General features: G+C 67.5%; 24 protein-coding genes. 7 read left to right on the top strand and 17 right to left on the bottom strand.

Features of this window, described 5'->3' with window-relative positions:
• Positions 1 to 8 precede the first annotated feature (8 nt).
• Both AC2JAJ_RS11705 and AC2JAJ_RS11700 read left to right on the top strand, forming a co-directional pair.
• Positions 9 to 1,220 (top strand): AMP-binding protein, encoded by a 1,212-nt coding sequence (locus AC2JAJ_RS11705; RefSeq protein ID WP_486415758.1) that lies wholly within the window; start codon positions 9 to 11, stop codon positions 1,218 to 1,220.
• A gap of 75 nt (positions 1,221 to 1,295) precedes the next feature.
• Positions 1,296 to 2,177: a 1,4-dihydroxy-2-naphthoate polyprenyltransferase gene (locus AC2JAJ_RS11700; protein ID WP_221386125.1), complete on the top strand. Its 882-nt coding sequence runs from the start codon at positions 1,296 to 1,298 to the stop codon at positions 2,175 to 2,177.
• Here AC2JAJ_RS11700 and AC2JAJ_RS11695 read toward each other — a convergent pair.
• On the bottom strand, positions 2,174 to 2,479 hold the full coding sequence (locus tag AC2JAJ_RS11695; RefSeq protein ID WP_221386124.1) for a DUF4229 domain-containing protein: 306 nt from the start codon (positions 2,477 to 2,479) through the stop codon (positions 2,174 to 2,176). The genes AC2JAJ_RS11700 and AC2JAJ_RS11695 overlap by 4 nt on opposite strands.
• Before the next feature lie 61 nt (positions 2,480 to 2,540).
• Here AC2JAJ_RS11695 and AC2JAJ_RS11690 point away from each other — a divergent pair, with 61 nt between their 5' ends.
• Both AC2JAJ_RS11690 and AC2JAJ_RS11685 read left to right on the top strand, forming a co-directional pair.
• The gene (locus AC2JAJ_RS11690) at positions 2,541 to 2,930 is read left to right on the top strand and encodes a PLD nuclease N-terminal domain-containing protein (protein ID WP_473696185.1); all 390 of its coding nucleotides are present in this window, start codon (positions 2,541 to 2,543) and stop codon (positions 2,928 to 2,930) included.
• 5 nt (positions 2,931 to 2,935) lie between these two features.
• Positions 2,936 to 3,499: a hypothetical protein gene (locus AC2JAJ_RS11685; protein ID WP_486415759.1), complete on the top strand. Its 564-nt coding sequence runs from the start codon at positions 2,936 to 2,938 to the stop codon at positions 3,497 to 3,499.
• Here AC2JAJ_RS11685 and AC2JAJ_RS11680 read toward each other — a convergent pair.
• The 10 genes from AC2JAJ_RS11680 to AC2JAJ_RS11635 all read right to left on the bottom strand — a co-directional run bounded on the left by AC2JAJ_RS11680 (position 3,496) and on the right by AC2JAJ_RS11635 (position 17,382).
• Positions 3,496 to 4,977 (bottom strand): dynamin family protein, encoded by a 1,482-nt coding sequence (locus AC2JAJ_RS11680; RefSeq protein WP_486415760.1) that lies wholly within the window; start codon positions 4,975 to 4,977, stop codon positions 3,496 to 3,498. The two genes, AC2JAJ_RS11685 and AC2JAJ_RS11680, sit on opposite strands and share 4 nt — an antisense overlap.
• Positions 4,974 to 6,857 (bottom strand): dynamin family protein, encoded by a 1,884-nt coding sequence (locus AC2JAJ_RS11675; protein ID WP_486415761.1) that lies wholly within the window; start codon positions 6,855 to 6,857, stop codon positions 4,974 to 4,976. The genes AC2JAJ_RS11680 and AC2JAJ_RS11675 overlap by 4 nt, the downstream gene beginning before the upstream one ends.
• 63 nt (positions 6,858 to 6,920) lie before the next feature.
• Positions 6,921 to 7,889, bottom strand: a complete 969-nt coding sequence (locus AC2JAJ_RS11670) for an IniB N-terminal domain-containing protein (protein WP_486415762.1) — start codon at positions 7,887 to 7,889, stop codon at positions 6,921 to 6,923.
• A 160-nt stretch (positions 7,890 to 8,049) separates the two neighbouring features.
• A complete protein-coding gene (locus AC2JAJ_RS11665; RefSeq protein WP_486415763.1) occupies positions 8,050 to 10,176 on the bottom strand; it encodes a LuxR C-terminal-related transcriptional regulator in 2,127 nt (708 codons plus the stop codon).
• 1 nt (position 10,177) lies between these two features.
• Positions 10,178 to 12,277, bottom strand: a complete 2,100-nt coding sequence (locus AC2JAJ_RS11660) for an Hsp70 family protein (protein ID WP_486415764.1) — start codon at positions 12,275 to 12,277, stop codon at positions 10,178 to 10,180.
• Positions 12,278 to 12,475: 198 nt separating this feature from the next.
• Positions 12,476 to 13,561 (bottom strand): c-type cytochrome biogenesis protein CcsB, encoded by a 1,086-nt coding sequence (gene ccsB / locus AC2JAJ_RS11655; RefSeq protein WP_473696173.1) that lies wholly within the window; start codon positions 13,559 to 13,561, stop codon positions 12,476 to 12,478.
• Positions 13,561 to 15,321, bottom strand: coding sequence for a cytochrome c biogenesis protein ResB (gene resB, locus AC2JAJ_RS11650; protein WP_486415765.1), 1,761 nt, complete (start codon positions 15,319 to 15,321; stop codon positions 13,561 to 13,563). Before resB ends, ccsB begins: the two co-directional genes overlap by 1 nt.
• The gene (locus tag AC2JAJ_RS11645; protein WP_473696169.1) at positions 15,321 to 16,076 is read right to left on the bottom strand and encodes a cytochrome c biogenesis CcdA family protein; all 756 of its coding nucleotides are present in this window, start codon (positions 16,074 to 16,076) and stop codon (positions 15,321 to 15,323) included. Before AC2JAJ_RS11645 ends, resB begins: the two co-directional genes overlap by 1 nt.
• An 11-nt stretch (positions 16,077 to 16,087) precedes the next feature.
• Positions 16,088 to 16,648, bottom strand: coding sequence for a TlpA family protein disulfide reductase (locus AC2JAJ_RS11640; RefSeq protein ID WP_486416699.1), 561 nt, complete (start codon positions 16,646 to 16,648; stop codon positions 16,088 to 16,090).
• Positions 16,649 to 16,701: 53 nt separating this feature from the next.
• Positions 16,702 to 17,382, bottom strand: a complete 681-nt coding sequence (locus AC2JAJ_RS11635; RefSeq protein ID WP_486415766.1) for a histidine phosphatase family protein — start codon at positions 17,380 to 17,382, stop codon at positions 16,702 to 16,704.
• A 198-nt stretch (positions 17,383 to 17,580) separates the two neighbouring features.
• Between AC2JAJ_RS11635 and AC2JAJ_RS11630 the strand changes: the two genes are divergently transcribed.
• Both AC2JAJ_RS11630 and AC2JAJ_RS11625 read left to right on the top strand, forming a co-directional pair.
• A complete protein-coding gene (locus AC2JAJ_RS11630) occupies positions 17,581 to 18,129 on the top strand; it encodes a YceI family protein (protein ID WP_486415767.1) in 549 nt (182 codons plus the stop codon).
• A gap of 220 nt (positions 18,130 to 18,349) precedes the next feature.
• On the top strand, positions 18,350 to 19,162 hold the full coding sequence (locus AC2JAJ_RS11625; protein WP_486415768.1) for a YybS family protein: 813 nt from the start codon (positions 18,350 to 18,352) through the stop codon (positions 19,160 to 19,162).
• A gap of 94 nt (positions 19,163 to 19,256) precedes the next feature.
• Here AC2JAJ_RS11625 and AC2JAJ_RS11620 read toward each other — a convergent pair whose 3' ends face one another.
• Entirely contained in the window at positions 19,257 to 19,982 is a 726-nt protein-coding gene (locus AC2JAJ_RS11620) for a redox-sensing transcriptional repressor Rex (RefSeq protein ID WP_486415769.1), read from the bottom strand.
• Positions 19,983 to 19,994: 12 nt separating this feature from the next.
• Entirely contained in the window at positions 19,995 to 20,249 is a 255-nt protein-coding gene (locus tag AC2JAJ_RS11615; protein WP_221386111.1) for a glutaredoxin family protein, read from the bottom strand.
• Positions 20,250 to 20,327: 78 nt separating this feature from the next.
• Between AC2JAJ_RS11615 and AC2JAJ_RS11610 the strand changes: the two genes are divergently transcribed.
• On the top strand, positions 20,328 to 21,146 hold the full coding sequence (locus AC2JAJ_RS11610; RefSeq protein ID WP_486415770.1) for an HAD family hydrolase: 819 nt from the start codon (positions 20,328 to 20,330) through the stop codon (positions 21,144 to 21,146).
• Between the two features lie 124 nt (positions 21,147 to 21,270).
• Here the strand turns inward: AC2JAJ_RS11610 and AC2JAJ_RS11605 are convergent, their stop codons facing one another.
• The 4 genes from AC2JAJ_RS11605 to AC2JAJ_RS11590 all read right to left on the bottom strand — a co-directional run bounded on the left by AC2JAJ_RS11605 (position 21,271) and on the right by AC2JAJ_RS11590 (position 24,238).
• Positions 21,271 to 21,369 (bottom strand): 30S ribosomal protein bS22, encoded by a 99-nt coding sequence (locus tag AC2JAJ_RS11605; RefSeq protein WP_003792170.1) that lies wholly within the window; start codon positions 21,367 to 21,369, stop codon positions 21,271 to 21,273.
• A 147-nt stretch (positions 21,370 to 21,516) separates the two neighbouring features.
• Positions 21,517 to 21,729 carry a helix-turn-helix domain-containing protein gene (locus AC2JAJ_RS11600; protein WP_141946079.1) on the bottom strand — a complete coding sequence of 71 codons (213 nt, stop codon included), beginning with the start codon at positions 21,727 to 21,729 and terminating at the stop codon, positions 21,517 to 21,519.
• 143 nt (positions 21,730 to 21,872) lie between these two features.
• Positions 21,873 to 22,979, bottom strand: a complete 1,107-nt coding sequence (locus AC2JAJ_RS11595; protein ID WP_486415771.1) for a 3-deoxy-7-phosphoheptulonate synthase — start codon at positions 22,977 to 22,979, stop codon at positions 21,873 to 21,875.
• A gap of 239 nt (positions 22,980 to 23,218) precedes the next feature.
• Positions 23,219 to 24,238 carry an acetylxylan esterase gene (locus tag AC2JAJ_RS11590; RefSeq protein ID WP_486415772.1) on the bottom strand — a complete coding sequence of 340 codons (1,020 nt, stop codon included), beginning with the start codon at positions 24,236 to 24,238 and terminating at the stop codon, positions 23,219 to 23,221.
• Positions 24,239 to 24,262 lie beyond the last annotated feature (24 nt).

The raw sequence follows: 24,262 nt of genomic DNA, 5'->3' as shown, positions 1-24,262 counted from the left end.
GACGGCATATGAACAGCGAAACTTCCCCCGACCAGGGCCCGGGCGGTCCCCTCAACATCGAGCCTGCCCTGAAAGCCCTGGCGGCCGCGCTTCACGGCGAGGGCCCCGCCGTCGAACTGTCCGTTGGCCCCGACGGCAGCCTCGTCGTGGGGCACGTGGAGACCCCCGGGTGCGACGACGCCGTGGCAGTGGTCCGCACCTCCGGCTCCACCGGCACGCCCAAGGCAACGTTGTTGACGGTGGAATCGCTGGCGGCATCCTCCATGGCCACCGCGCTGCGGCTCAAGGGCGAGGGCCAATGGCTCCTGGCGCTGCCCGTGCAGTTCGTCGCCGGCATCCAGGTGCTGGTGCGGTCCCTGTTCGCCGGCACCCGCCCCTGGGTCATGGACATGTCCGGCGGCTTTACGCCGGAGGCCTTCACCGCCGCCGCCCTGGAACTGACGGACAAGATCCGCTTCACCTCCCTGGTGCCCACCCAGCTGCAGCGGCTCCTCGACGACCCGTCGCCGGACACCCTCGCGGTGCTGCGCAGGTTCAACGCCATCCTGCTGGGTGGGGCCCCGGCGCCGGCATCCCTGCTGGCGGCTGCCCGCGAAGCCGGCGTCCGGGTGGTCACCACGTACGGGTCGGCGGAAACCTCGGGCGGCTGCGTGTACGACGGCTACCCGCTGGAAGGCGTGTCCGTCCGGGTGGATGGGGAGGGCAGGATCCTGCTGGGCGGCGACACCGTCGCCGCCGGCTACATCGAAGCGCCGGATGAGGAAACCGGGACCTTCTTCGAGGAGGACGGCGTGCGCTGGTTCCGCACCAGCGACCTTGGCAGGATCGACGACGACGGCCGGCTCACCGTGCTGGGCCGGGCCGACGACGTGATCATCACCGGCGGCGTCAAGGTGTCCGCCGCCCAGGTTCAGGAAGAGCTGGAAAAGTCCGACGCCGTCAGCGCAGCTTTCGTGGCAGGCGTCCCTTCCGCGGAATGGGGCCAGGCGGTGGCGGCGTACGTCGCACTGGCCGGGGACGGCGCTGCTGCACAGGATGCGCCGGGGCCGGACAAAGCCGGGGACACCGCCGTCGTCCTCCAGCAGCAATGGCGCGGCACGCTGGGGGTCCTGGCGCCCAAAACCGTCCTCGCCGCGCCCGCCCTCCGGATGTTGCCCAACGGCAAGCCGGACCGGCTGGCCATGACCGCCGAACTCAGTGCCCTGCACGAAGGAAAGTAAAGTGGACCTGCACCCCCGCGGCGGGTGCGCCCGTTCCATCCTGCCGTCCTACCGAAACAACATGAGGTACTAACCGTGGCCACAGCCACCCAATGGATCCAAGGCGCCCGGCTCAGGACGCTGCCCGCAGCGATCGCGCCGGTGCTGATCGGCTCTGCCGCAGCCTACGAGATGGACTCGTTCCTTCTGCCCAACGCAATCCTCGCGGCGCTGGTGGCGCTGCTGCTCCAGGTGGGCGTGAATTTCGCGAACGACTACTCCGACGGCATCCGCGGCACCGACGACGACCGGGTGGGTCCGCTGCGGCTGGTGGGCTCTGGAGCGGCCAAGCCGGAGCACGTCAAGTGGGCGGCCCTCGGCACGTTCGCGCTTGCCATGGTGTTCGGCCTGGTCCTGGTGCTCCTCACCCAGGCATGGTGGCTGATCCTGGTGGGGCTCGGCTGCGTCATGGCGGCCTGGGGCTACACGGGCGGTAAGAATCCGTACGGCTACATGGGCCTGGGCGACCTTTTCGTGTTCGTGTTCTTCGGCCTGGTGGCCACGCTCGGCACCACCTACACCCAGGCCGGGCAGATCAACCTGTCCGCGGTGATTGGCGCCATCGGCACGGGGCTGATTGCCACGGCGCTGCTGATGGCCAACAACGTCCGGGACATCCCCACGGACATGCAGGCCGGCAAGAAGACCCTGGCCGTGCGGCTGGGCGACAAGCACGCACGCGAAAGCTACGTCCTGATGCTCGCCGTCGCCATCCTGCTGGTGGTGGTCCTGGCCCCCGGCCGGCCGTGGATCCTGATCGTGCTGCTGCTCATCCCGGCGTGCCTGATGCCTGCCTGGCTGATGATCAACGGCCGCAAACGCAAGAGCCTCATCCCGGTGCTGAAGCAGACCGGCCTGATCAACCTCGGCTACAGCCTGCTGTTCTCACTGGGCCTGGTGCTCAACCACGGGTTCTAGTTCTTCTCGCCCTTGGCGTTGTTGATGGCGATGTCCGGGTTGGCGTCGAGCAGGGCGTCCTCGGCGTTGGCGTCCTGGATCTCGCCCGCTGAACGCAGCGGCTTGGCCTTGCCGGAAAAACGGTGCTGCAGGGCGGCCGTGGCGGCGTCCCGCTGCTTCTGGAAAAACAGGTAGCTGATGGCAAAGGCAATCAGCGCGGCGCAGATCACGGACATCAGCACCCCAAGCTGGAGGAGTGCAAACAGCACGAACAGGGGCACAAAGAGCGCCAGCCGGATCAAGGAATATTTCAAAAAGGCCACTATCCAAGTTTAGCGGCCCCCGCCGGCGGCCCCTGCCCGTCCTGACGATAGACTTAATGGCATGCTCTTCCGTGTGGCTTTGGCCGTGGCAGTCCTCGTCATCTTTGTGTATGGCCTGGTGGACGTGATCCGCACCGAGGGCCGGCTCACCCGGGGAATTTCCAAACCCGCCTGGATCATCGTGATGATCATCCTTCCCGTCCTGGGCGCAATCTTGTGGCTGCTGATCGGCAGGCCACGGGGCACCCGTCCCCAGCCGCAGGCATTTCCGCACCCCACCGCTCCGGACGACGACCCGGACTTCCTGCGCAACCTCGAAGCCCGCCGCCGCAACCAGGCCGAGGCCGAGCGCCTGAGGAAGCTCAAGGACGAACTGGATGCCAAGGCCCGGGAGAACAACGGCAAGGGCCAGCGGGGGACCGACGAACACGATACCGACGGACTGAAATAAGCCACATGGCGTTCCAACCCGGCGGAGAAGAGCGGCGCGCGCCCGCTCCTCCGCCGCGGCCCGGCCCCTCCTACTCAGCCCCGCCGCCCATACCGGCGGTCCCGGCACCTCCGCGCGCTGTCCGCGCCGCCCGGAGGCTGTGGCTGGCCAGCTTCGTGGCCGGGCTTGCCGTACTCGCCGGCTCTTTCCTGACCCGCGACTCCCACCTCCGGCGGCTGCACGGCGTGGTGGAGGACATGGCCCCGGGCAGCAGCGCCGGCGCCGTGGGTGCCGCCGCGGACACGGTCTTCTGGGGAAGCATTGCTGGCCTGCTGCTGTTCATCCTTCTCGAAGCCGCGGTGTTGGCCCTGGTGATGGGCCGCCGGAGGCGGGCCCGCTGGGCGCTGGTCCCACTGCTGGCGGGCCATGCGCTGGTCCTGCTGGTGGCGTCTTCCTTCCTGCTGCCGGAGGGCGAGGCCGGCGGCCATGTGGTGCTGCTGTGGGCAGGTGCGCTGGTCCTGGCGTGTGTGGGCCTGGTGCTCCTGTTCCTGCCCTCGGCCGGCGCCTGGCTCACGCCGCCCAGGCTTTAGGCCACCTTGGCGCCGGACAGCTCCGCCAGCATGCCCTCGCAGCTGCGGATCACCACCCGGCATGTTTCCAGCGCCGAACGGGCGGTCAGCGGGTTGCCGGCCAGCTCCCGCCAGCGGGCAAGGCAGGACCGGGCCTCGGCTGCCAGTTCCGCGGCGCCGGCGTCCGGGGCAAGTCCCAACCGGAGGGACACTGCCGCGCCCTGGCCGCCGATGAGCCGCTCCGCCTCGGCTGCCAGCTCCGGGGAAATCTCCACCGCGGTGCTCCGCAGGTCCGCCAGCAACCGAAGTTCGCGGAACTCGTGGGCGCTGGCCTGCAACCGTTCAAGCGCCGCAGCGAGGGCCTCGGTCCCCTGCCTGGGACGCGTGTGCAGGAGGTTCTCCACTGCCGCCACCGCAGTCCGCGCTTTCAAGGCCTCCGCCCTTGCCTGGAACTGGCGGTCCAGCAGCTCCAGCAGCGCATCCAGCCCGCTGCGGCGGGCCAGCTCATGCGCCAGCGGGGTGGGGTCCGGGAAGCCGTTGCGGATCAGGACCGCTGCCAGGCGGATCCCGAAAAGCCCGTAGCGCTCCAGCAGGGACGTTTTGGCCTCCACGGTCAGTCCCTCCGGGTCCGTCGACCGGCGGAACCTGTCGGCGGAGAGCATCATCCGCTCGCGGGCTTCACGGTCCATTCCCGCGAGCACCTGCAGGGAGTCGAAGTCGGCCTGGCGCAGGGTCCGTGCGCTCTGGGCCAGGAGCCCGGCCACCGGAACCACCCCCAGCGCCAGCTTCCGCAGGCTGTTGTCACGGCTGTACCTGTCGGCGATGACCGCTGCCGAGATGAGTGAATCTATGCGCCCTGCACCCACTTCATCGGCGCGGGAAAGCACCGCGATGGCGTTGACCGTGCCGGGGCGGCCCGCCCCGTCGTCGTGGAACGACTCCAGGAACCGCAGATCGGAGGCGTGCAGGTGCCGCATCAGGTAGATGACGGCGTCGGCTTCCGACGGCGCATCCTCCGGGGCCAGGAACTGCGTGGACCTCGCAGACACATCCTGGGACAGGGAGGCGATCCCGGGGGTGTCGATGAGGGTCATGCTGAGCAGGGCCGGGGACGGCCACTCGACGTCGAGCCGGTCCACGTCCTCGGCCCGCGCACCGTCCAGGACGAAGACCAGGCGGCCGTTGGCCCGCTTCAGCGGCAGGGTCCTGGGTTCCCCCGACTTTGGGTACAAGGTGATCCGGGGTGTGTGTCCGTGCCGGTACCACGTGACGATCCTGGTGCATTCCCCTGTGTCGGTGGGGGCGATCTCTTCGCCCACGATGGCATTCAGGAGCGTGGATTTGCCCGCCTTGACCATCCCGGCGATGGCGACGCGCAGGGGTTCGGCAAGCCGCCGCCGGTATCGTTCCAGTTCCTCGACGGCCGCGGGCTCATCACAGTAGGCGTCCAGCGCCTCCTGGAGCAAGGCTGCGGCGCGGGCCGTGGGGGACGCCGTCATGCCACCCCCGCTGCCGAGGGCGCCCCCACCGCCACGCCGGCGGCCACCGCTTCCGCCGCCCGGTGAAGGGCATCGACCTTCTGCAGTTCTGCCCTGATCTCCCGGATCCGCCCCTCCTTTTCCCGCGCGTAGGAGTTGGCCGCCTTCTGCGCTGCGGCGACCGAGTCCGCCAGTGACCGGTGGTACTCGTCCGCAATCCCCGTGAAGTGGTCACGGATGGTCCGCTGCACCAACCGCAGCCGGTCCTTTAGTTGCTTTCCCACCTGGAAGGTCACGTCGTCAAGCTGGCGCCGCACCAGAGCCTTGGCTTCGTTCTGGCGGCGTTTCAGCCGAACTTCCTTGTCCTCCCGGTAGGCCTTGCGGCCCAGCAGCAACCCGGCACCGACGGACAGGGGGTTGATCAGGGCCATGCCGAAAATGCCCGTCAGGAGACCGAACATCAGGATGCCGCCGTAGGAGCCGCGCATCCCGATCAGGACCTTCTGCACGGGGTTCACGCGCCCGGGATCCAGCCCGGGCATTCCATCCACCGGGTCCAGGGCGTCGCCGGAGTCGGAGACATGCAGCACCGGCAGCGACACCTCGTCAGCGGCGAAGTGTTCGGCCACCTGGGTGGCCAGCCACTGGGACCGCTCGCTGGTCCACACAAAGGTATCGGAGATTGCGGCCGCCACGGATTCCTCCAGCCACTGCGAAAACTGCGGCCAGACCGGCCCGGGATCCCCTTGGTCGATGGCCGATTCGGCGTCCCGCTGGATCCGGCGGAGGCGGTCCCGGAGGTCGTATTCCATGTCGGCGATGAGGTCGTTGATGCCGTCGCTGAGCGTGAGCTGCCACCGCGCGGACCGTTTACGGAGTTCATCGGCCTCAGCCTTGGCGTGTTCCAGGGCGGCCACCATGTGCGGCGTCTGTTCGGGCTTTTCCAGCGCCTCGAGCTCGGACTGCAGGGACAGCCGCAGGTTGCCGGTGACGGACAGCAGGTCCTGGCTGACGGAACGGCGCTGGAGCCGCTGCGCGTTTCCTACGATGTCGTTCCGGAGGTGGGTTACCAGGGCGGGAAAGCCCGACTCGGTGTTGAGCTCGGCGTCCTGCAGCCGCGAGGCCTCGAGGCGGAGATCGGCGGACAGCGGAAACAGCGGAATGTCCGGGGCCACGTTGTGCAGGTGCTCCCGGTCCAGTTCTTCCACCTGGCGCCAGTCCGGGTAGAGGTCCGTCTTCGAGAGCACGGCGGCGACGCTGGGGGTGATGCGCATGGCCTGGCGGAGGAACCGCATTTCTGGCTCGGTGTATTCCTGCGAGGCGTCAGAGACCAGGAGCATGGCATCTGCGGTGGGAAGTGCCGTGAGGGTGGTCAAGGTGTGCGTGGAGCCCATGCCGCCCACGCCGGGCGTGTCGATAATGGTCAGGCCGCCGGTCAGCAGTTTGCGGGGCAGGCAGACCTCTGCCGCCGCCAGTTTCCTGCGGTTACCCGGATTGCCCTGTTCGGAAACGAACTCGGGGAGGTCTGCCAGGTCGATCGGCTGGCGCTCCAGGCCGTTGCCCTCCCCGCCGGCGCTGTCGGCAGCGGGGACCAGGATCGCGGCGGACGCCGGCTCGCCATAGCGGACAATCGTGGGAGTGGAGGTGGCGACGTCGTCATCCACGGGGCATACCGGGGCGTTGACCAGGGCATTGATGAGCTTGCTCTTGCCCTGCTTGAACTCCCCCACCACGATCACCCTGATGCTGGGATCCTGCAGCCGGGCCATGGCCTGGTCCAGGCGTTTGCGGAGGTCGGCCCGGTCACCGGTTCCCACCAGCTGGAGGCCTTGCTCCACCAGCCGCACCAGTTGTCCCGCCAACGCCGGGGCCGGCGGCCTTGCAGGTCCTGCTTCTGCCACAGACTCTCCTCTCCTGCCGGGCTGTGTTCCTTGCGGAACAAGCACATTCCCGGAACAAGCGTGTTACAGCGCAGGGGAGTCGTCAATCACCGAATCGTCGATGCTGGCCTGGTGGTCCACCTCCACGTCGGTCTGGCTGGAGTTGTCCTCCGTGAAGTCGGGCTGGTTGTCGGCGGCCACCCCGTTGTCCTCCACGATGCTGGTGTCCGAATTGTCTTGGAAGGAGTCCGCCATGGTGACGTCCACGGCCGTATCGGTGGAGTTGTCCTCGTTGAAGGAGTCGTCCTGGTTGAAAGAGTCCGCCACGTTCGTGCTGAGGGAGTGGTCGGAGTTGTCCCAGGTATCGGAGTGGTCGGAATCGTCGTTGAAGGAATCATCCATGTCGAAGGCAACGTCGGTGTTGAAGGAGTCCTCGACGCTGGTCTCTTCATTGCCGATGCTGATGCTGGCGCCGGCGTAGAGCGAGTTGTCCGTGGAATTGTCGCTGGAGCCGTCCGTGTTGTAGGCGTCCCTGATGTTGTTGGAGTCCCGGACGTCCGCATGGCCGCCGGCGGCGACCGCCTGGTCGCCGGATGCCACGACGGCGTCGTTGTCGAACCACTGTTCCACGTCACCGTCGGCCCAGATGTTCTGGCTCACGGACTGGTCGGTGATGGTAACCCTGTCGCCCACTATCGCGGTGCTGGCGGTGTAGGAGTAGTGGTTCACCACATGGTGCAACTGCTGGACCGCGTAGGCGTGGTCGTCGTGCCCCTGGTGCCCGCCGGCGGCGGGGGAGACGCTCCAGCCGGTGTGCGCCGTGCCGGCGCCGTTGCTGCCTGAGTGGTCATCCCTGTCGAAGGAGGCGTTGACGGTGATGGGTGCGTAATCGAGGACGACTGGCATTGCAGCGTCAACATCGGCCGAGCCGACGTTGCCCAGGCCGTGGTCCGCGAGCGCCCGCTCCGGGTTCTCCAGGAATTCCAGGGTTGCCTGCGGGTTGCCGAAAAGGTGCATCAGGAACTGGACAAGGTCGTTTGCGAGTGTTGCCATGTGCGTGGTCCTCACATCTTCTCGTTGGCGACGTCCGGCGTCGTTACCTGGTTGCTTCAAACCTAGGTTTGCCGCCGGGCACGGGCATCGGGTCCTTCCCCCTTACCCGTTGGTGCACTTCCGGGGCGCGCAGCCTCCTGCCGATAGGGGCATTAGGGGTTCATTCCTGCTGGTGGTGGTCCGGCCCGAGGGCGAGGCGCAGCCGCGCAAGCAGGTCGGACCGGTTCTCGGCACCGAGGCGGCGGCGGATGCGTGCGATGTGGTGCTCCGCTGTCCGGGGCGAGATGTAGATGGCCTCACCGATCTCCCGGTAGGTCTTTCCCTCGAGGACCAGCCTGGCCACTTCCTTCTCCCGTTCGCTCAATCCCGAGGCATCCTGCTGAACCCCGTTGCCACTGCCATCCCCTGCGGCGCTCCCCCGGGCCGCAGCCGCGCGGGACCCGCCAGTTGCGGGGGTGCCTTGCGGGTGGAGCTCCCGGGCGCAGGAAAGCAGGCGCATCATGTCCCTGCGCTCATCGGCCCGGGCGGCGGCGTGGCCAGCAAGCCGGGCCCCTTCCCACGGCATGCCAACGGCCGCGAGCCCCCGCGCTGCCGCTTCCACGTCTGCCGGCCGGAGCCGTCCGGCGAGCACAGAAACCCAGGCCTTGCCGGCGGCGGTAAAGACCGCGGCGAGATGGCTGTGCACCGAAGCCCTCGCCAGCGCCGCGGCATGCGGGGCGAGCTCTGCGGGGCTTTCGCCCAGGAGTGCGGCCTGGACGGCGGCCCAGTGCAGCGGCACGGACCACAGCAGTGGATCGCCCAGCCGGCCCAGCAGCCGCCAGGCCTCTTCCATGTGATGCGCCACGCGGCGGCCTTCACGCAATCGGGCAGCGGCGATCATCAGTTCGCCCCAGGGCAGCAGGGCGTACAGGTCAACGGACGTGTGCAGCATCGCTTCCCGCGCCCGCTCCCAGGACCTGAGGAGCTCCGGGACGTCCCCGTTCCTGCGGGCAAGACCGACTTCCAGGGCGGCACACAGGATTTCGTCCCTGGGGACCAGTGGCCAGTGGTTTGCCTTGGACGCCTCGGTGGCTGCGAGCCGGGCGTCCTCCAGCTTGTCCTGCATCATGGCTGCCCAGCCCTGCAGCAGGAGGAGCCGGGGTTGGGCTGCGTTGCCTCCCTGGTTGGCCGTGACCGCCGCATGGCAGACCGATTCCGCCAGGTGCGGCTCACCACTGTGCATGGCGAGCAGGGCTGCCAGGGCGGCTGGAGTTTCGGCCAGCGGCAGCGCCACCGCCGCAGAGTTCAGCATGTCCGACGCATGGATCAGGACCGGAATACCCTGCTGGGGATGATCCCCCAGCGAGGCCAGGACGCCCCGCCCGGTCTGCGCCAGGGCAGCGGCCAGGAGCGTGGGCGAAAGGGGCGGCGCGTCCGGCCGGAAGAACGCTTCCGCACCCTGCCGGTCGCCGGAACCGGCAAGGGCGACGACGCCGAGGGGTGCGGATGATCCGATCCGTTCGGCGCCCAGCCAGCTGTAGACCTCCGCTGCACGTGCCAGCATGCCGCGCTGCGCCCAGACCGACGCGGCCACGTCCGCGCCGCGGCGCAGGTCCGGCGGGTCGGCGCGGACCAGGAGGCTGTCGATGATCCGGGCGGCCGCATCCAGGTCGCCGTCACCGGCCGCGGCCTGCGCCCGCCGCGCTGCGGTGCGTATGGGATCGGCACCGGCCAGCAGTGCCTCGTCGTAGAGCTGGACTGCCAGTGCGGGGTCGTGCTCCAGCGCCGCGTCCGCCGCTTCCTCAAGCTCGGCGGCGACGCGGGGATCGGCGAGGCCGCCCCTGGCGAGGTCGCGGGCGAGGGCGCCCAGCGGCTGGCCGGTCGAGGCGAAGACGGTAACAAGCTCGCGCTCGAGTGCATGTTTCTTGGCGATGGGGGTCACGGCGAGCAGTGCATGCTGTACGGTGCCCACCACAGTGCCATCGGGCCGCAGGAGCCCGGAGGCCTCGGCGCGTTCCACCAGTTCGTCCAGGCTTTCCACGGCGCCGTTGCTGATCCTGTTCTGCAGGTCCGCCGGCAAGGGCCCGGGCAGGGCGAACCCGACTGAGAGGGCGAGCAGCAGCTCCCGCACGGCAGCGTTGGCCCCCTTTAACTGCTGGGACATCAGCTCGGCCGTGTGGGGCGGCTGCCCCTGGCGGTCCAGTTCACTACGCCGGTCCAGTTCGCTGCGCCGGCCCAGTTCGCTGTGCCCGTCCAGATCAGGTTTCGGGGACGCCGCCTGCTGCGACTGCTGGAAATGGCCGTCCATGTCAGGCCGCCGGAAGCGTGGTCAAGGCCGTTTCGCTGGCGGTAACGGTTGATGTTGCCCCGGCGTAGGGATCCGGGGTGGGCGTCGCCGTGGGGCCGCTCATCGGCTCGGGGGCAAGCTCCGTGGATGTGGCCGGGTCCGTGGATGTCGCAGGGTCCGTGGCGGCCGGATCGGCTGAAGCCGGATCCGTGGCCGGCGCATCGCTTGTGGCGGACGGGTCCGGTGAGGGAGTGTCCGTGCCGGTCGTCTCACCCGGGGTCGGTTCCGGTGTGCCGGAGCCTGTCGATCCGGGGTCGATGGTCCCGGGGTCGGTCGGCGTGGGCCCTGGCGTGCCGGTTTCCGGGGTTCCCGCGGGCGTTCCGGTGTCCGTGCTGACCGGCCCGGGGGCGGCGTCCAAGACTATGCCGGTTCCAGCTCCCCCGGCCCCACCAGATGCAGCACCGTCCGTGGTGCCGTCCGCTCCGGTGCCTGCGGCCACCGCCCCGGTGCCCGGGACGGACGCGTCGATGCCAGCCTGGGCATCGGTGCCTTTCCTGCTGGCGCTGGCCTCGATGCCTGCGAGCGGCATGGGCGCCGGGACCGCCGCCAGGGTGCCGGGCCCGGTGGCTCCCCCCGGAGTACCGGCCGCAGTGGACTCAGGGGTGGCCCCGCCGTCGGATCCGGCAGAGCCTCCCGTGGTGCTGGCACCGGCCTGTGGCACAAACACCGCTGTGAGGTTGCCAAAGCCGTCGGGGCTCTGCGCCGCCGTGGCGGTGAGGACCGTCAGGAGGGCCGCCGCAGCGGCGACAGCTGTCAGCCGGACCGTGGGCGTCGGCGCGTGGGCACCCCGCTGCCTGCGGGCACCGGAAAGGGCGCCAAGGCCGGCCGGGAGTCCCGCTGGCACCGCAGTCCCATGTTGCCAGCCGGGCCGCCGCGGGATCCTGGGTGCTCCGGAGAGATCGGAAGGTCCGACGCCGGACTGGGCGGCTTCCCCGGTTGCTCCAGGCTCCGCCGCAGACGCCAGGGCATGGGCCGCCGCCTGGTGCTCCAGCAGGGCGGCCACCGCCGCCCCGAGGCAGATCGAGGATTTGGGGTCCGCGTCGACGGCGATGGGCCGGTCCAGCTGTTCCGACACCAGCTGCGCCACCAGCGGGATGCGCGAGGACCCGCCGATCAGCAGCACTGCGGAGAGGTCTGCGGGTTCCAGGTGCAGCTGGGACAGCGATTGTTCCAGCGCATCCACCGTCTCGCGGATCGGTTCCTCGATGAGCGCCTCAAAGTCGGCCCGGACCAGGCGGACCTGTTGCTGGATTCCGGGAAGCAGCACCTGGATGCTGGCCTCGCTGTCCGCAGAGAGGGCCTCCTTCGCTTCCACGCACTCGCGCCGCAGCCTGGTGAGCGCCGGCAGCACGGTGGGGTCCTTGGGATCGAGGCGGGCCAGGACGTCACCCGTGTGGCCGGCGACGTAACGGAAGACGGCGGCGTCGAAGTCTGCGCCGCCAAGGTCTTCGATGCCGTCGGGCCGTCCCACCAGTTCGAAGCGGCTGCTGCCGGATTTCCGCAGCACCGCGGTGTCGAACGTGCCACCGCCGAGGTCGTACACGGCAATGGTGCTGCCCTCCTCGACGCGCACCTGCGAGGCGTAGTGCAATGCGGCAGCCTCAGGTTCGGAAAGCAGCGTGACATCTGCCAGGTCCTGGGCGGCGAGGGCGTCCCGGATGACCGAGAGCCGGTGGGTCCGCCAGGCCGCGGGGTGGGTGAGGAAGACCGCCGACGCCGGTTCGCCCTCACGTTCGGCGGCGCGGTCGCAGACCCAGCGGGCCATGGTGGCGAACACGTCCTCCGGGCGCACGGACAACAGGCCCAGGGAGAATGGAACGTCGTCGCCGATCCGGCGCTTGAATTCGCGGACCACGCGTGCCGGGGAGTCCAGCCCGCGGCGCTCGGCCGCCTCGCCCACTAGGACGGGGCCTTCCTCGGGGTAGTACACCACCGAAGGCACAGAGGTACCCCGGAGGCCAAGGGGCAGGCACTCCGGAACAGGTGAAGCTCCCTGGTTGAAACGCACTACGGCGGCCGCCGTGAAACTGGTCCCGACATCGACGGCGAGAACGTAGCTCATGGGTACCTCGGAAAAGGCTGGTGTTTCGCCTGCAAGCTTCATCACAGGGGAACCCCACCAACGTAGCATTACCGAAGTACGGGCAACACCCCTATTTGCTACATCGAATGGTGATTTGTGGCCGCTACCGGCCGGTACTGCGAAGGTCCGCAGCAGGGGCGCGTGGAATCACCGCCTGAAGGGCCTGAAATGCCGCGTTTAGAGGCCTGAGTAGGAGTGGAGCCCGTTGAAGAACGTGTTCACGATGGTGAAGTTGAAAATCACGCACAAGTAGCCCACGATCGAGAGCCACGCTGCGCGTGTTCCGGTCCAGCCGCGGGTGGCGCGCGCGTGCAGGTAGCCTGCGTAGACCACCCAGATGACAAAGGTCCACACTTCCTTGGTGTCCCAGCCCCAGAACCGGCCCCAGGCCTTTTCCGCCCAGATGGCGCCGAACATCAAGGTGAAGGTCCAGCCGATGAAGGCGATGGCGTTGATGCGGTAAGAGAGGTTTTCCAGGCTCAGCGCGGACGGCACCAGGCGCATGAAGCCGAGCTTGTCCGTGCCGCCGGCGGCTACCGTCTTCTGCCGGTGGGACTGCACCAGCTGCAGGGCGGACATCGCGAACGTCAGGGTGAACAGCGCGGATGAGAGCACGGCAATGGAGACGTGGATGACCAGCCAGTAGCTCTGCAGTGCGGGCACCAGGTGCCCCACGGGGGTCCAGAAGGCCACCGACGCGGCAACCAGCATGATGATCACCAGGCCGACGACGAACGTGCCCAGGAAGCGCAGGTCGCGCCGGATGAGCGCGAGCAGGAAGACGGCCGCCACCAGGAATGCGCCGGTGGTCAGGAACTCGTACATGTTGCCCCACGGCACGCGTCCGGCGCCGAGTGCACGCGTCACCACACCGGCGCCGTGGATCACGGCGCCCAGGACGGTCAGTGCCACGGCTACACGGGCCGGAACCCGGCGCTCCGCAGCGTATTTCATGTCGCCGTCTGCCGTGGCGGCACCCCCGGCGGCGTTTGCCGCTGACTTGGTGGACGACGTCGGCCGTTCAGCCCGGTCGGCGGGCCCACCGAGGCGGGATCCCGCGGAGTCCGCGGCCACTCCGGCGGCTACGGGCACCTTGGCGGCGGATACGGACTGCGCCGCCTTAAGGTCCACCGCGCGCAGGGCCTTGCTGCTCTTGGCCAGGTCCCAGGCGAAGGCGATAAAGGCCACCGTGTAGGTCCCTGCCGCCAGCAGCATGAACAGCTCGCTGTACTGGCCCATGGTTTCGTTGATTCCAAATGGCATTACTGGTCCTTTTCGGGCCCGGTGGGGCCTGCTGGGGTGGTGACGGAGCCCGGAGCATTGTCGGCGGCGTCATTATCGCCCGCCGGGCTGGGAGTTTGCTGGGATTGGGGCGTGCGTTCAGCTGCAGTGTCTTCAGCTGCGAGCTGCCATTCCCCGGAGAACAGCTTGCGCAGGGCCGCGGCCTCACCGGCCAGGCGGTGGTCCTCGCCGCGGGCCAGGAGGCCGTATTCCACCATCGTGCGGCCATCGGCCGCGGTGCCGGTGCGCACCCAGACGCGCCTGCGGTTGACGTAGAGCGAAAGGATCAGGCCGGCCACTGCCAGGAGTGCGAACACCAGGGCGGACACCTGGCCCGGGTTGTGGTGGATGTCCACGCCGATGTAGCGCTTCACGCCGTCGAAGCTGATGGTGCCCTTGCCGTCCGGCAACGTGTACGTGGAGCCCGGGGTCAGGGTGATGCCCTTCGTCGGGAGGTTCCGTGCGTTCAGCGGGGTGAGCTTCTTGACGTCCAGTTCGAAGACGTTCTGCGGGGCACCGGCGTCCAGGCCCAGGTCGCCGTAGTAGGAGTTCAGGGACAGCTGGGGGTTGAACAGCTCGGGGTCGCCGCTGAAGGAAACCCCTTCGTCGGTGACGAACGCTGTGGGCAGGAAGAACCCGGCGAAGCCGAGCTGGTCGGGCTTGGCGTCGGGGACCTTGATCACCACGGAGGAGTAGTAGTTGTCGCCCTGCAGCTTTGCCACCACCGGCCCCTGCATGGCCACGTTGCCTGCGCCGTCGCGGATAGTCACCACCGGGGCGTAGCCGTTGCCCGTGAGGTAGATGCTGGTGCCGCCCAGGGTTACGGGGTCGTTGACCTTCAGGATCTCCTGCTTGGCTGGGGCATCCGGGTTTTCCCTGGTGGTCACCGTGGCCGCGAAGTCGATGGGCTGGCCGAACTTGCCCCTGGATTCGCGGTCGAAGGTGATGTTGAACTTGTCCAGCTGGAGCGAGTACGGCTGCAGCTGGCTGGGCTGGAAGTTGGTGCCGGGGTTGAACTGGTCGTAACCCACCAGGGTGTTCACGAACGTATCGCCCTCCACCAGGATGCGCTGCCCGCTGTACCCGAACAGGCCGCCGGCGGCCACGGACACCAGTACGCCAATAAGCGAAGTGTGGAACACCAGGTTGCCCACTTCCTTCAGGAAGCCGCGTTCTGCACCCAGGGACGGAAGGGCGCCGTCGGTATCCCTGACGTCCACCCGGTAGCCACGTTTCCGCAGCACTCCGGCGGCACTGTTGATGGCGTCCGACGCCGGGATCCCGGCGTCGGAAGGAATCACCATGGTGCCGTATTCGGGGAGCCGGGAGAGGCGCTGGGGCGTACGCGGCGGCTGGGAGCGCATGGCCCCGTAGTGGGCGATGGCGCGCGGCACCACGCAGCCGATCAGCGAGATGAACAGCAGCAGGTAGATTGCCGAGAACCATGCGGAGGAATAGACGTCGTAAAGCTGCAGCGAATCAAGCAGCTTGCCGTAGTCCGGATGGTCCTTGATGTACTGCGTGACGACGGCGGGGTTGGCGGGGCGCTGCGGAAACAGCGAGCCCGGGACGGCCGCGACGGCGAGCAGCAGCAGCAGGAACAGTGCGGTGCGCATGCTGGTCAGCTGGGTCCAGGCCCAGCGCAGCATGCCCTTCGCGCCGAGGGCCGGCAGGGCGGCGTTGGTTTTCGCTTCTGCGGCAGGGGCGGATTGCTTCTTTTTTACCTTCACACGCTCGCTCATCAGATCGGCAACTTCACGTCGGTTTGGAACCAGTACTGCAGCCCGGTCACCCAGGCGCCCCAGACTCCGCTGGCCATCAGGATCCCGAGCACCACCAGGATTGCGCCCCCGGTCCGCTGGATGGCCAGGCGGTGCTTGCGGAAGAACGCCATGACGCCCATGCCCCGGCGCAGCGCCAGCGCGATCAGCAGGAACGGGATGCCCAGCCCCAGGCTGTAGACGAACGCCAGGAAGGCGCCCTTGGCGGCGGAGGAACCGCCCGAGAGGCTCAGCAGCTGGACGGCGGAGTAGGTGGGGCCGATGCACGGCGCCCAGCCCAGCCCGAAGGTCAGGCCCAGCAGCGGCGCACCCCACAGCCCGGCCGGCGGCTTGGCGTGGATTTTCGCGTCGCGCTGCAGCCAGCTGAAGCCGCCCATGAACACAATGCCCATGATGATCACCAGGACCCCAAGGAGCTGGGTGATCCAGGCATTCTGGCCGCCGCTGATCAGGGTGCCCAGCTGCCCGAACGCACCGCCCAGAAGGACGAAGATCACCGAGAAACCCAGGACGAACAGGCCGATCCCGGCCAGCATGCGGCCGCGCTTTTGCTTCTGCAGATCCACGCCGCTGAGCCCCGTGACGTAGCCGAGGTATCCGGGGACCAGGGGCAGCACGCACGGCGACAGGAAGGAAACCAGTCCGGCCAGCAGGGCCACGGGAATGGCAAGCAGGATGGATCCGTTCAGGATGGCTTCGGCGAAGGGGCTGTTCACGTGCCCGTCCCCTACTCGGCCACAGCGGCGGTGATGAGGGCCTTCAGAGTGCCCTTTTCAATTTCGCCGAGGACTCGGGAGGCCACCCGGCCCTGCTTGTCCAGGACCAGCGTGGTGGGTACGGCGCCCGGCGGCACCAGCCCGGAGACGGACAGCAGCACGCCGCCGTCCTTGTCGTCGAAGCTGGGATAGGTCAGGTTGAAGGTTTTCTCGAACGCCTCAGCCGTAGGCTTCTCGTCCCGGAGGTTGACGCCGAAGAACTGGACGCCCCGGTCCTTGAACTCCTGGTGCAGTTCCTCGAGGATGGGTGCTTCCACCCGGCAGGGGGCGCAGGCGGCGAACCAGAAGTTCAGGACCGTCACCTTGCCCTGGAAATCGGCGGGCGTGACCGCGGTGCCGCTGAAGAGCGTGCCCTTGACCTGCACGGGTTCCTTGCGGTCGGCCGCGGCGAATTCGGTGACGGAGCCGTCGCCGGCCACGTAGTTCTTGTTGTCCCCCGCCTTGGCCTGCTTGGCCAGCGCATCCTCCTGGGCGCAGCCGGACAGGCCCATGGTCAGGGCGGTCAGGGCCATGCCGCCCGCCGCCAGGAGGCTGCGGCGGGAAGGAAGGTTGTGGTTGCTCACTGCTAGGCTCCAGGGGTGCTGGCGGCACCGGGAAGAAGGGACGCCGCCGGTTCGGTGTACTCGACGCGCAGAAGCGCGCCAGCGTCGTCGAACACCAGCGACGTGACGGATGTCAGCGTGCACTCACGCTTGCGGGGGTCGTGCCAGAGGGGCCTGCCCTCGGCGCTGAGCCGGGTGGCCCAGATGGGCAGCTGGTGGCTGACCAGGATGGCCTCGGGCCCCTCGGCGCCGAAGTCGCCGGCGGCCAGCTCAATGGCCTGGCGGCGTGCATCCTGCACCGCCGCGGCAACGCGCGCCGCCTGCTGCTTGTACGGTTCGCCCCAGGACGGACGCAGAGGGTTGACCAGCCGCGGCCAGTGCCTGGGGCGCCGGAGTTCGGCCTTGGTGACCTTCATGCCCTCGAAGTAGTTTTCGGCTTCGATGATGCGCTCGTCAGTGTGGATCTGCAGCTGGAGTGCTTCCGACGTCGGCCGCGCGGTTTCCTGCGCACGGTCAAGCGGTGAGGCTGCCAGATAGGTGATGCGGGCACCGTGCTCGGCGCGCTGCCGGAAGTGCTCAGCGAGCGTGCGGGCCATCTCCTGCCCCAGCTCGGAAAGGTGGAAATCCGGGAGCCGTCCATAGAGAACGCCGTCGGGATTATGGACCTCGCCGTGGCGGAGCAGATGGACAGTGGCTTGAGGCATGTTTACCAGTTTCTCAAAGATGGCGTGCGATCCGAAATCTTCTACGTCCAGTAGAACTCAGGTTTTTGAAGAAATGTTCCGAAGCCGGGAACAAAACATGCAAATGCATGTTTATACTGGATGCAGCAGTTAGTTGAGGCTTCAACAGATGAAGCTTCAATTCCATTGACAGCAAGCACAGCACAAAGGAGCAACAACATGGCACTTCCCGCAGACGTCACCACCGGCACCTGGACCCTCGACAACTCGCACAGCGAGATCGGCTTCACCGTCCGGCACGCCGGCATCAGCAAGGTCCGCGGCCAGTTCACCGAAGCCGCCGCCACCCTGGACCTGGCCGAGGATGTGGCCGACTCCAGGATCAACGCCACCATCCAGGCCGCCAGCTTCGACTCGGGCGACGCCAACCGCGACGGCCACGTCAAGGGCGAGGACTTCTTCGACGTGGAGAAGTTCCCGGAGATCTCCTTCGTCTCCAACGGCCTGGTGGCCAAGGGCAACAGCTACGAGCTCACCGGTGACCTCACCATCAAGGGCGTCACCCGCCCGGTCACCCTGGAGACCGAGTTCAATGGCGTCGCCGTGGACCCCTTCGGCAACACCCGCGCCGGCGTCTCCGCCGAGACCACCATCAGCCGCAAGGACTTCGGCCTCACCTGGAACGCAGTCCTGGAAACCGGCGGCGTCCTGGTCAGCGACAAGGTCGCCATCAACCTCGAACTGGCCTTCATCGCCCCCGCGGCATAATTCCGCCCCGGGATTCCCAGGCAGCACGGAACCCCGGCACCGCGCCTCATGGCGTGGTGCCGGGGTTCTTCCCCTTAAGGCTGCGGATGCCTGAATACCCCTGCGGAATCACGCACAAGCACAGCCCCCGGGGGTACGGTGGACTTAAGCCATGCCGGGGGGAGGCACAGGACCGATTCCCGGCAGCCTACCTGGATCCCGACATGCAAAAGGAACGCTCATGAGTACTCCTCCCGTCCCGCCTCCCGTGCCCAATGACCCCCATTCCGGGAACGGCCAGGAAGGCAGCCCCGAGTCCGCCGGCCATGAGCCGCGCTACGGGCAGAACGCACCCCAGTACGGCCAGCAGTTCGGGCAGGGCGCTCCGCAGTATGGCCAAAACCCTCCGCAGTATGGGCAGAACGCACCGCAGTACGGCCAAAACGCACCGCAGTATGGCCAGAACGCACCCCAGTACGGCCAGCAGCCCTACGGCCAGAACGCTCCGCAGTACGGGCAGCAGCCTTACGGCCAGTCCCCCTACGGCCAGTACCCGTCGGAGCAGCCGCAGGCAGCAGTCGCCGGCGGCGTCCCGCAGCTGGTCAACATCTCGTTCTGGCTCCTGATCGCGTCGGGCATCATCTTCGTCATCTCCGTGCTGACCGGGCTGACCCAACTGGATGATCCGGCCTTCAGGCAGACATTCGAGCAGCAGATGCAAACCAGCGGCGCCAGCGGTGTCACCTACGAGGACATCAAGAGCGTCATCGCCGGGACGCTGGTGGTCTTCGCCATCATCGGCGCCGGGCTCTACCTCCTGGTCGCTTTCTTCATCCGCAAGGGCAGGAACTGGGCACGCATCCTGGGAACTGTGTTTGCGGCCCTGTCCGTGCTGGGCCTCTTCGGCGTCCCCACATTCGCCACCCTCGGGACCGTCCTGGGGATCGCGGCCATCGTGCTGCTGTACCTTCCGGCGGCGTCTCCTTACTTCCGGAAGCAGCAGCCGTTCAGCAATCCCTACTCAGGCGGCTTCGGCAACCCGTACGGACGGTAGGCGCCGGCCGAACAGCAAGAAAGCGACGGCCAGGGATTGATTCCCTGGCCGTCGCTTTTTCAGTGCTGGCGCGGCGGAAGCAGGCTGCGCTGCGCTAGGCAGTCTGCCCGGGTGCCTCTGCGGGCTGCGCCGGATCCTGCACGCGCTGGGCGTGGTAAGCCAGGATCTGCAGCTCCGTGGCCATGTCCACCTTGCGGAGGTTGACCCCTTCGGGCACCTGGAGCATCACGGGAGCGAAGCTCAGTATGCTGCGCACACCCGCTGTCACCACCCGGTCGCAGACCCCCTGGGCCACCGCGGCCGGAAGGGCCAGCACCACCATGTTCGCGCCCGTCCGGTGCAGGACGGTTTCAAGGTCCGCGACGTCGCTGACCCGCAGCCATCCCACCTCGTTGCCCACCACCATCTGGTCGGCGTCGAAGATGGCCACGACGTCGAATCCCCGGGATTCGAAGCCGCCGTACCGGGCGAGCGCCTTGCCCAGGTTTCCGGCACCCACAATGGCGACTTTCCAGTCGTGTGTCAGCCCTAAGGCGGCGGCGATGTGGCGGCTGAGGTACTGGACCTCATAACCCACTCCCCTGGTCCCGTATGAGCCCACATGGGAGAGGTCCTTGCGCAGCGTCGAGGAACTGACCCCGGAGGCCTCGGCAAGGGACTCGGAGGAAACGCGCTCCACCCCGTCCGCCATCAGGGTGTTCAAAGCACGGAGATAGAGCGTCAGCCTGGCCACGGCAGCAGGCGGAATCTGCTTGGCGGTCGTACCCGTGGCGCCCGGCAGGTCCGGGACAGGCTGCGGCGTTGAACCCAGCGACGTCACCCGCACCTCCCCCTACTGCGCCATGGCGCGCTGCAGGACGCGTGCCAGACGGGCCTCGTCGATTTTCCAGAAGTCACGCTGCACCCCGTCCACCAGCACCACCGGGATCTCTTCGGCATACCGTTCCCGCAGCTCGGGCTGGTGGTCCACCTGCTCTTCGCTCCAGGACAGTCCCAGCGAGGCAGTGACCCGGCCCACGGCGTCGCGCGCTTCTTCGCAAAGGTGGCAGTCAGCTTTGGTGACCAGGACGACGCGGGGTGTAGCCATGGCTTAACCGTAGCGCCGTTGGCGGCCCGCGGGCGACGCCGACGGCGGCAGTGCGGTGCATTGACTAGACTCAACTCCATGCCCGAGGAGAAATACGTCGCCGTAGTCACGCGGCCCGAACCTGCGCCGCAGCGCGGCGAGGCGGCGTTTTTCGACGTTGACAATACCCTCATGCGAGGCGCCAGCCTCTTCCATGTGGCACGCAAGATGCACCAGCGCGGCGCTTTTACCCTGGTGCAGGCTGCAGGCTTCGCCTGGAAGCAGTTCAAGTTCGTGGCGCGCGGGGAAAACATCGACGACGTCCATGCCGTCCGCGACTCGGCCCTGACGCTGGCCGCCGGCATCACCGTTGACGACGTCAAGGCGCTCGGCGAAGAAGTCTATGACGAGATGATTGCCTCCCGGATCTGGCCCGGAGCCAAGGCGCTGGCCGAACAGCACCTGCGGGTGGGCCGGCGCGTCTGGCTGGTTACGGCCACACCCATCGAGGTTGCAACAGTGATTTCCTCCCGGCTGGGACTGACCGGCGCGCTGGGGACGGTGGGGGAAGTCTCGGAGGGCATGTACACAGGCCGGCTGGTGGGAGACATCCTGCACGGCTCGGCCAAGGCCGTGGCCGTCCAGGCCATCGCCGACGAGGAGGACCTGGATCTCAAGCGCTGCTGGGCCTACAGCGACTCCTACAACGACATCCCGCTGCTCTCGCTGGTGGGCCACCCCGTGGCCATCAACCCGGATGCCAGGCTCCGCCGCCATGCCCGCGACCACAACTGGCCGGTCTACGATTTCCGCGCCGGCCGCCGAGCAGCCACGTTCGGCCTGAAGGCGGCCACGTTCGGCGGTGCCGTCTACGGATTATGGAAGGGCTTCGCCCGCTTCCGTGGCCCGCGTATCTAGGCAGCAGCAGATGTCGTTTTGAGCGCCCAAAACGACACCTACTGCTGCCCGGTTGGATGCCGGGCGACAAAAATGCCCGCCACCTCGTAAGGTGGCGGGCATTTTTACGCTGTTCGAAGTATTGCTACTTCTTGTTGCGGCGCTGGTGACGAGTCTTGCGAAGCAGCTTGCGGTGCTTCTTCTTGGCCATACGCTTGCGACGCTTCTTGATAACTGAACCCACGAAAGTTCCTTACAAACTAGATGCAGTACCTGTCTGATGGAAAAGGTCCGTGGACAGAGCTACGAACTGAACAACTGACAGATTCTTACAATGACGTAAAACGTTCCTTAACAGGGTACCGCCTATCGGGAGCGGCTTAGGACAGGCTCAGGCGGTCTCGGTGTGGCCGTCCACCACGGCGCCCCTGAGATACTGCTCCACTGCGTTTTCGGGGACCCGGTAGGAGCGGCCGAAACGCACTGCAGGCATTTCCCCTGAGTGGACCAGCCGGTAAACGGTCATTTTGGAGACGCGCATGACCTCGGCTACTTCAGCCACGGTCAGGAACTTCGCGTTGGAGAAGTTCTGTTCTGCCGACATTTCCCTATTTTCCTTTGCTGACGGATGGACAACAGTGACCCCAGGTACATGCCAATGCGGTGTTCCGATGCTGAGCCATCCACCAACCACCTATCCAGATACTCTAGATGTTCATGGGGCAGAAGTGAAAGTAGCAAACTACCCTATTTCGCCTGCCGCCGCTTACGGGCCGAGGCCGCAAGCTGCTCCAGGACCGAGGCGGAAACGTCCCAATCCATGCACGCGTCCGTGACGCTCTGCCCGTAAACCAGCTCCGATGTCCCGGCAGCGTTTTCCGCAACGTCCAGGTTTTGGGCGCCGCCCACCAGGAAGCTTTCCAGCATGACGCCGGCGATCGCCTGCGCGGAGGTCCCGCCGTCCTCGAGCTGGGCGCCGATTTCGAGGGCAACTTCCGCCTGCCTGTGGTGGCTCTTGCCGCTGTTGGCATGGCTGGCGTCAACGATCAGGCGCGGGTTCAGGCCCTTGCCGGCCAGCTCGCCGGAGGCCTTTTCGACGTCGGCAGCCGAGTAGTTGGGTCCCTTGCGGCCGCCGCGGAGGATGACGTGGGTGTCGGGGTTTCCGGCGGTGGACACCAGCGCGGCCCTGCCGTCGCCGTCGATCCCCAGGAAGGCCTGGGCCGCCGCGGCGGCACCGCAGGCGTCGATCGCAACCTGCAGGCCGCCGTCGGTCCCGTTCTTGAAGCCGATGGGCATGGAGAGGCCGGAGGCCAGTTGCCGGTGGATCTGGCTCTCGGTGGTGCGGGCGCCAATGGCGCCCCAGGAGATCAGGTCGGCCATGTACTGCGGGCTGATCGGCTCCAGGAACTCGGTGGCCGTGGGCAGCCCCAGGGCCGTGACCTGCTGCAGGAAGTTGCGGGCGGTGCGCAGGCCGGTGACCATGTCGTGGCTGCCGTCCAGCCGCGGATCGTTGATCAGGCCCTTCCAGCCCACGGTGGTACGGGGCTTTTCGAAGTAGGTCCGCATGACGATCAGCAGGTCTTCCTTGTGCTTCTCGGCCTGGCTGACCAGCCGGCGGGCGTACTCCAGGCCGGCCTTGGGATCGTGGATGGAGCAAGGCCCGACGATGACCAGCAGTCGGTCATCCACGCCGTCCATGATGGCGCGGACTTCGTCGCGTCCGCGTTCGACGACGGCCGCGGCCCGGGCGTCAAGGGGCAGCTCGGCGAGAAGCTCGGAAGGCGTGGGCAGCGCGGTGAATTCGCTGACGCGCAGGTTGGACGTGGATGGTGCGGCTGCTGTTGCGGTGCTCATGTTCGGGTCCTGTTCCAGATGGGAAGCGGGCCCGGATTTCAGAACCCGCCGGAGAAACGGCGAAGGGCAGAGAATCATCTCTGCCCTGTTGGCTCTGAAGGAAAGTTGGATGCGTGTCAGTTAGACGCGGGCCCCTCCAGAGCCAACGAAAAATACGCATACCAACGGTTAGTCATGGAAGAGACCATAACCCCGGCTGGCGCCGCCGCAAAATCAGCTGCGTCACATTTCGGCGCAACCTACCCCAGAAGCTTGCGCAGGAACAGCAGCTGCCGGATCCAGTGGTGCTCCTGGCCGCCTTCGTGGTTGTTGAACCGGTACACCTCGATCTCCTTGGCGGCTCCCGTGGCGGACGCGGCGGACGTCCCCGCCCCGTAGGCGTTGAAACTGGCAAACACCGTGGATGCCGGGCAGATGTCGTCCATCAGCGCAGCCGAGTACAGCGCCGGCGCCGTGGCGTACCGGGCCAGGTTGACGCCGTCGAAATAGCGCAGGACCTCGAGCGCGGGCTCGTAGCGTTCCCGGTGCCGGGCCAGGAACTGGGCGATCTCCGGGTAGGGCCCGCGCGGGGTGATGTCGATGGCGTGGGGGAAGTCCTGCAGGAACGGGACGTCGGGTAGCGCGGCGATGACGCCGTCGAGCCGTCCCGCCGCAAGCCCTGCCGTGGCAACCACCAGCCCGCCGCCCTGGCTGACGCCGGCCAGCACCACCTTGGCGGGATCGACGGCGGGATGGGCCTGTGCGGCTTCAACGGCGCGGAAAGCGTCCACGTAGACGCGCCGGTAGTAGTACTCCTCCCTGCTGGCGATACCCCTGGTCATCAGGCCTGCGTGCGCCACGTCCCCGGCGGAAGGGTGCGGATCCGGCGTCTCCCCCAGGGTGAAGCCGTACCCCTGGCCGCGGGTGTCCATGATGAAGTGCGCGTACCCGGCCTGCGCCCAGCGCGTGTCCTGGTTGACCACGCCGCGGCCGCCGGAGTAGCCGATGTAGTTCACCACCACGGGAAGCGTGGCCCCTGGTTCCCGGTTGGCCGGAAGATGCAGCCATCCCTTGACCGGCGCCCCGCCGTAACCTGCGAACGTGACATCGTAGCTTTCGATCACTGTGAGGTAGTTCTCCACGTGCTCGAAGGACGCCTCCAGCGGGAACGCGCGGGATTCCGCGACCGTGGCATCCCAGAACGCGCCCAGGTCCTCCGGCGGCGTGACCTCGGAGGTGTAGCTGCGCAGCTGGGCCAGGGGAAGGTCGAAGAGGGGCATCGAAAGTCCGTTCTATGGGTGTTC

It is taken from the genome of Arthrobacter sp. MOO21 (assembly GCF_057369995.2).
Note: the sequence above shows the minus strand (reverse complement) of the source record. Positions and strands in the feature narration are given on the sequence as shown.

Excerpts from the sequence above, each read along its gene's own strand:
- AC2JAJ_RS11705 (WP_486415758.1), top strand. The coding sequence starts at position 9 with ATGAACAGCGAAACTTCCCCCGACCAGGGCCCGGGCGGTCCCCTCAAC.
- AC2JAJ_RS11625 (WP_486415768.1), top strand. The coding sequence starts at position 18,350 with ATGAGTACTCCTCCCGTCCCGCCTCCCGTGCCCAATGACCCCCATTCC.
- resB (WP_486415765.1), bottom strand. The coding sequence starts at position 15,321 with ATGAGCGAGCGTGTGAAGGTAAAAAAGAAGCAATCCGCCCCTGCCGCA.
- AC2JAJ_RS11615 (WP_221386111.1), bottom strand. The coding sequence starts at position 20,249 with ATGGCTACACCCCGCGTCGTCCTGGTCACCAAAGCTGACTGCCACCTT.
- AC2JAJ_RS11660 (WP_486415764.1), bottom strand. The coding sequence starts at position 12,277 with ATGAGCTACGTTCTCGCCGTCGATGTCGGGACCAGTTTCACGGCGGCC.
- AC2JAJ_RS11670 (WP_486415762.1), bottom strand. The coding sequence starts at position 7,889 with ATGGCAACACTCGCAAACGACCTTGTCCAGTTCCTGATGCACCTTTTC.
- AC2JAJ_RS11610 (WP_486415770.1), top strand. The coding sequence starts at position 20,328 with ATGCCCGAGGAGAAATACGTCGCCGTAGTCACGCGGCCCGAACCTGCG.
- AC2JAJ_RS11665 (WP_486415763.1), bottom strand. The coding sequence starts at position 10,176 with ATGGACGGCCATTTCCAGCAGTCGCAGCAGGCGGCGTCCCCGAAACCT.
- AC2JAJ_RS11595 (WP_486415771.1), bottom strand. The coding sequence starts at position 22,979 with ATGAGCACCGCAACAGCAGCCGCACCATCCACGTCCAACCTGCGCGTC.
- AC2JAJ_RS11590 (WP_486415772.1), bottom strand. The coding sequence starts at position 24,238 with ATGCCCCTCTTCGACCTTCCCCTGGCCCAGCTGCGCAGCTACACCTCC.
- AC2JAJ_RS11600 (WP_141946079.1), bottom strand. The coding sequence starts at position 21,729 with ATGTCGGCAGAACAGAACTTCTCCAACGCGAAGTTCCTGACCGTGGCT.
- AC2JAJ_RS11640 (WP_486416699.1), bottom strand. The coding sequence starts at position 16,648 with ATGGCCCTGACCGCCCTGACCATGGGCCTGTCCGGCTGCGCCCAGGAG.
- ccsB (WP_473696173.1), bottom strand. The coding sequence starts at position 13,561 with ATGCCATTTGGAATCAACGAAACCATGGGCCAGTACAGCGAGCTGTTC.
- AC2JAJ_RS11630 (WP_486415767.1), top strand. The coding sequence starts at position 17,581 with ATGGCACTTCCCGCAGACGTCACCACCGGCACCTGGACCCTCGACAAC.
- AC2JAJ_RS11635 (WP_486415766.1), bottom strand. The coding sequence starts at position 17,382 with ATGCCTCAAGCCACTGTCCATCTGCTCCGCCACGGCGAGGTCCATAAT.
- AC2JAJ_RS11685 (WP_486415759.1), top strand. The coding sequence starts at position 2,936 with ATGGCGTTCCAACCCGGCGGAGAAGAGCGGCGCGCGCCCGCTCCTCCG.
- AC2JAJ_RS11690 (WP_473696185.1), top strand. The coding sequence starts at position 2,541 with ATGCTCTTCCGTGTGGCTTTGGCCGTGGCAGTCCTCGTCATCTTTGTG.
- AC2JAJ_RS11680 (WP_486415760.1), bottom strand. The coding sequence starts at position 4,977 with ATGACGGCGTCCCCCACGGCCCGCGCCGCAGCCTTGCTCCAGGAGGCG.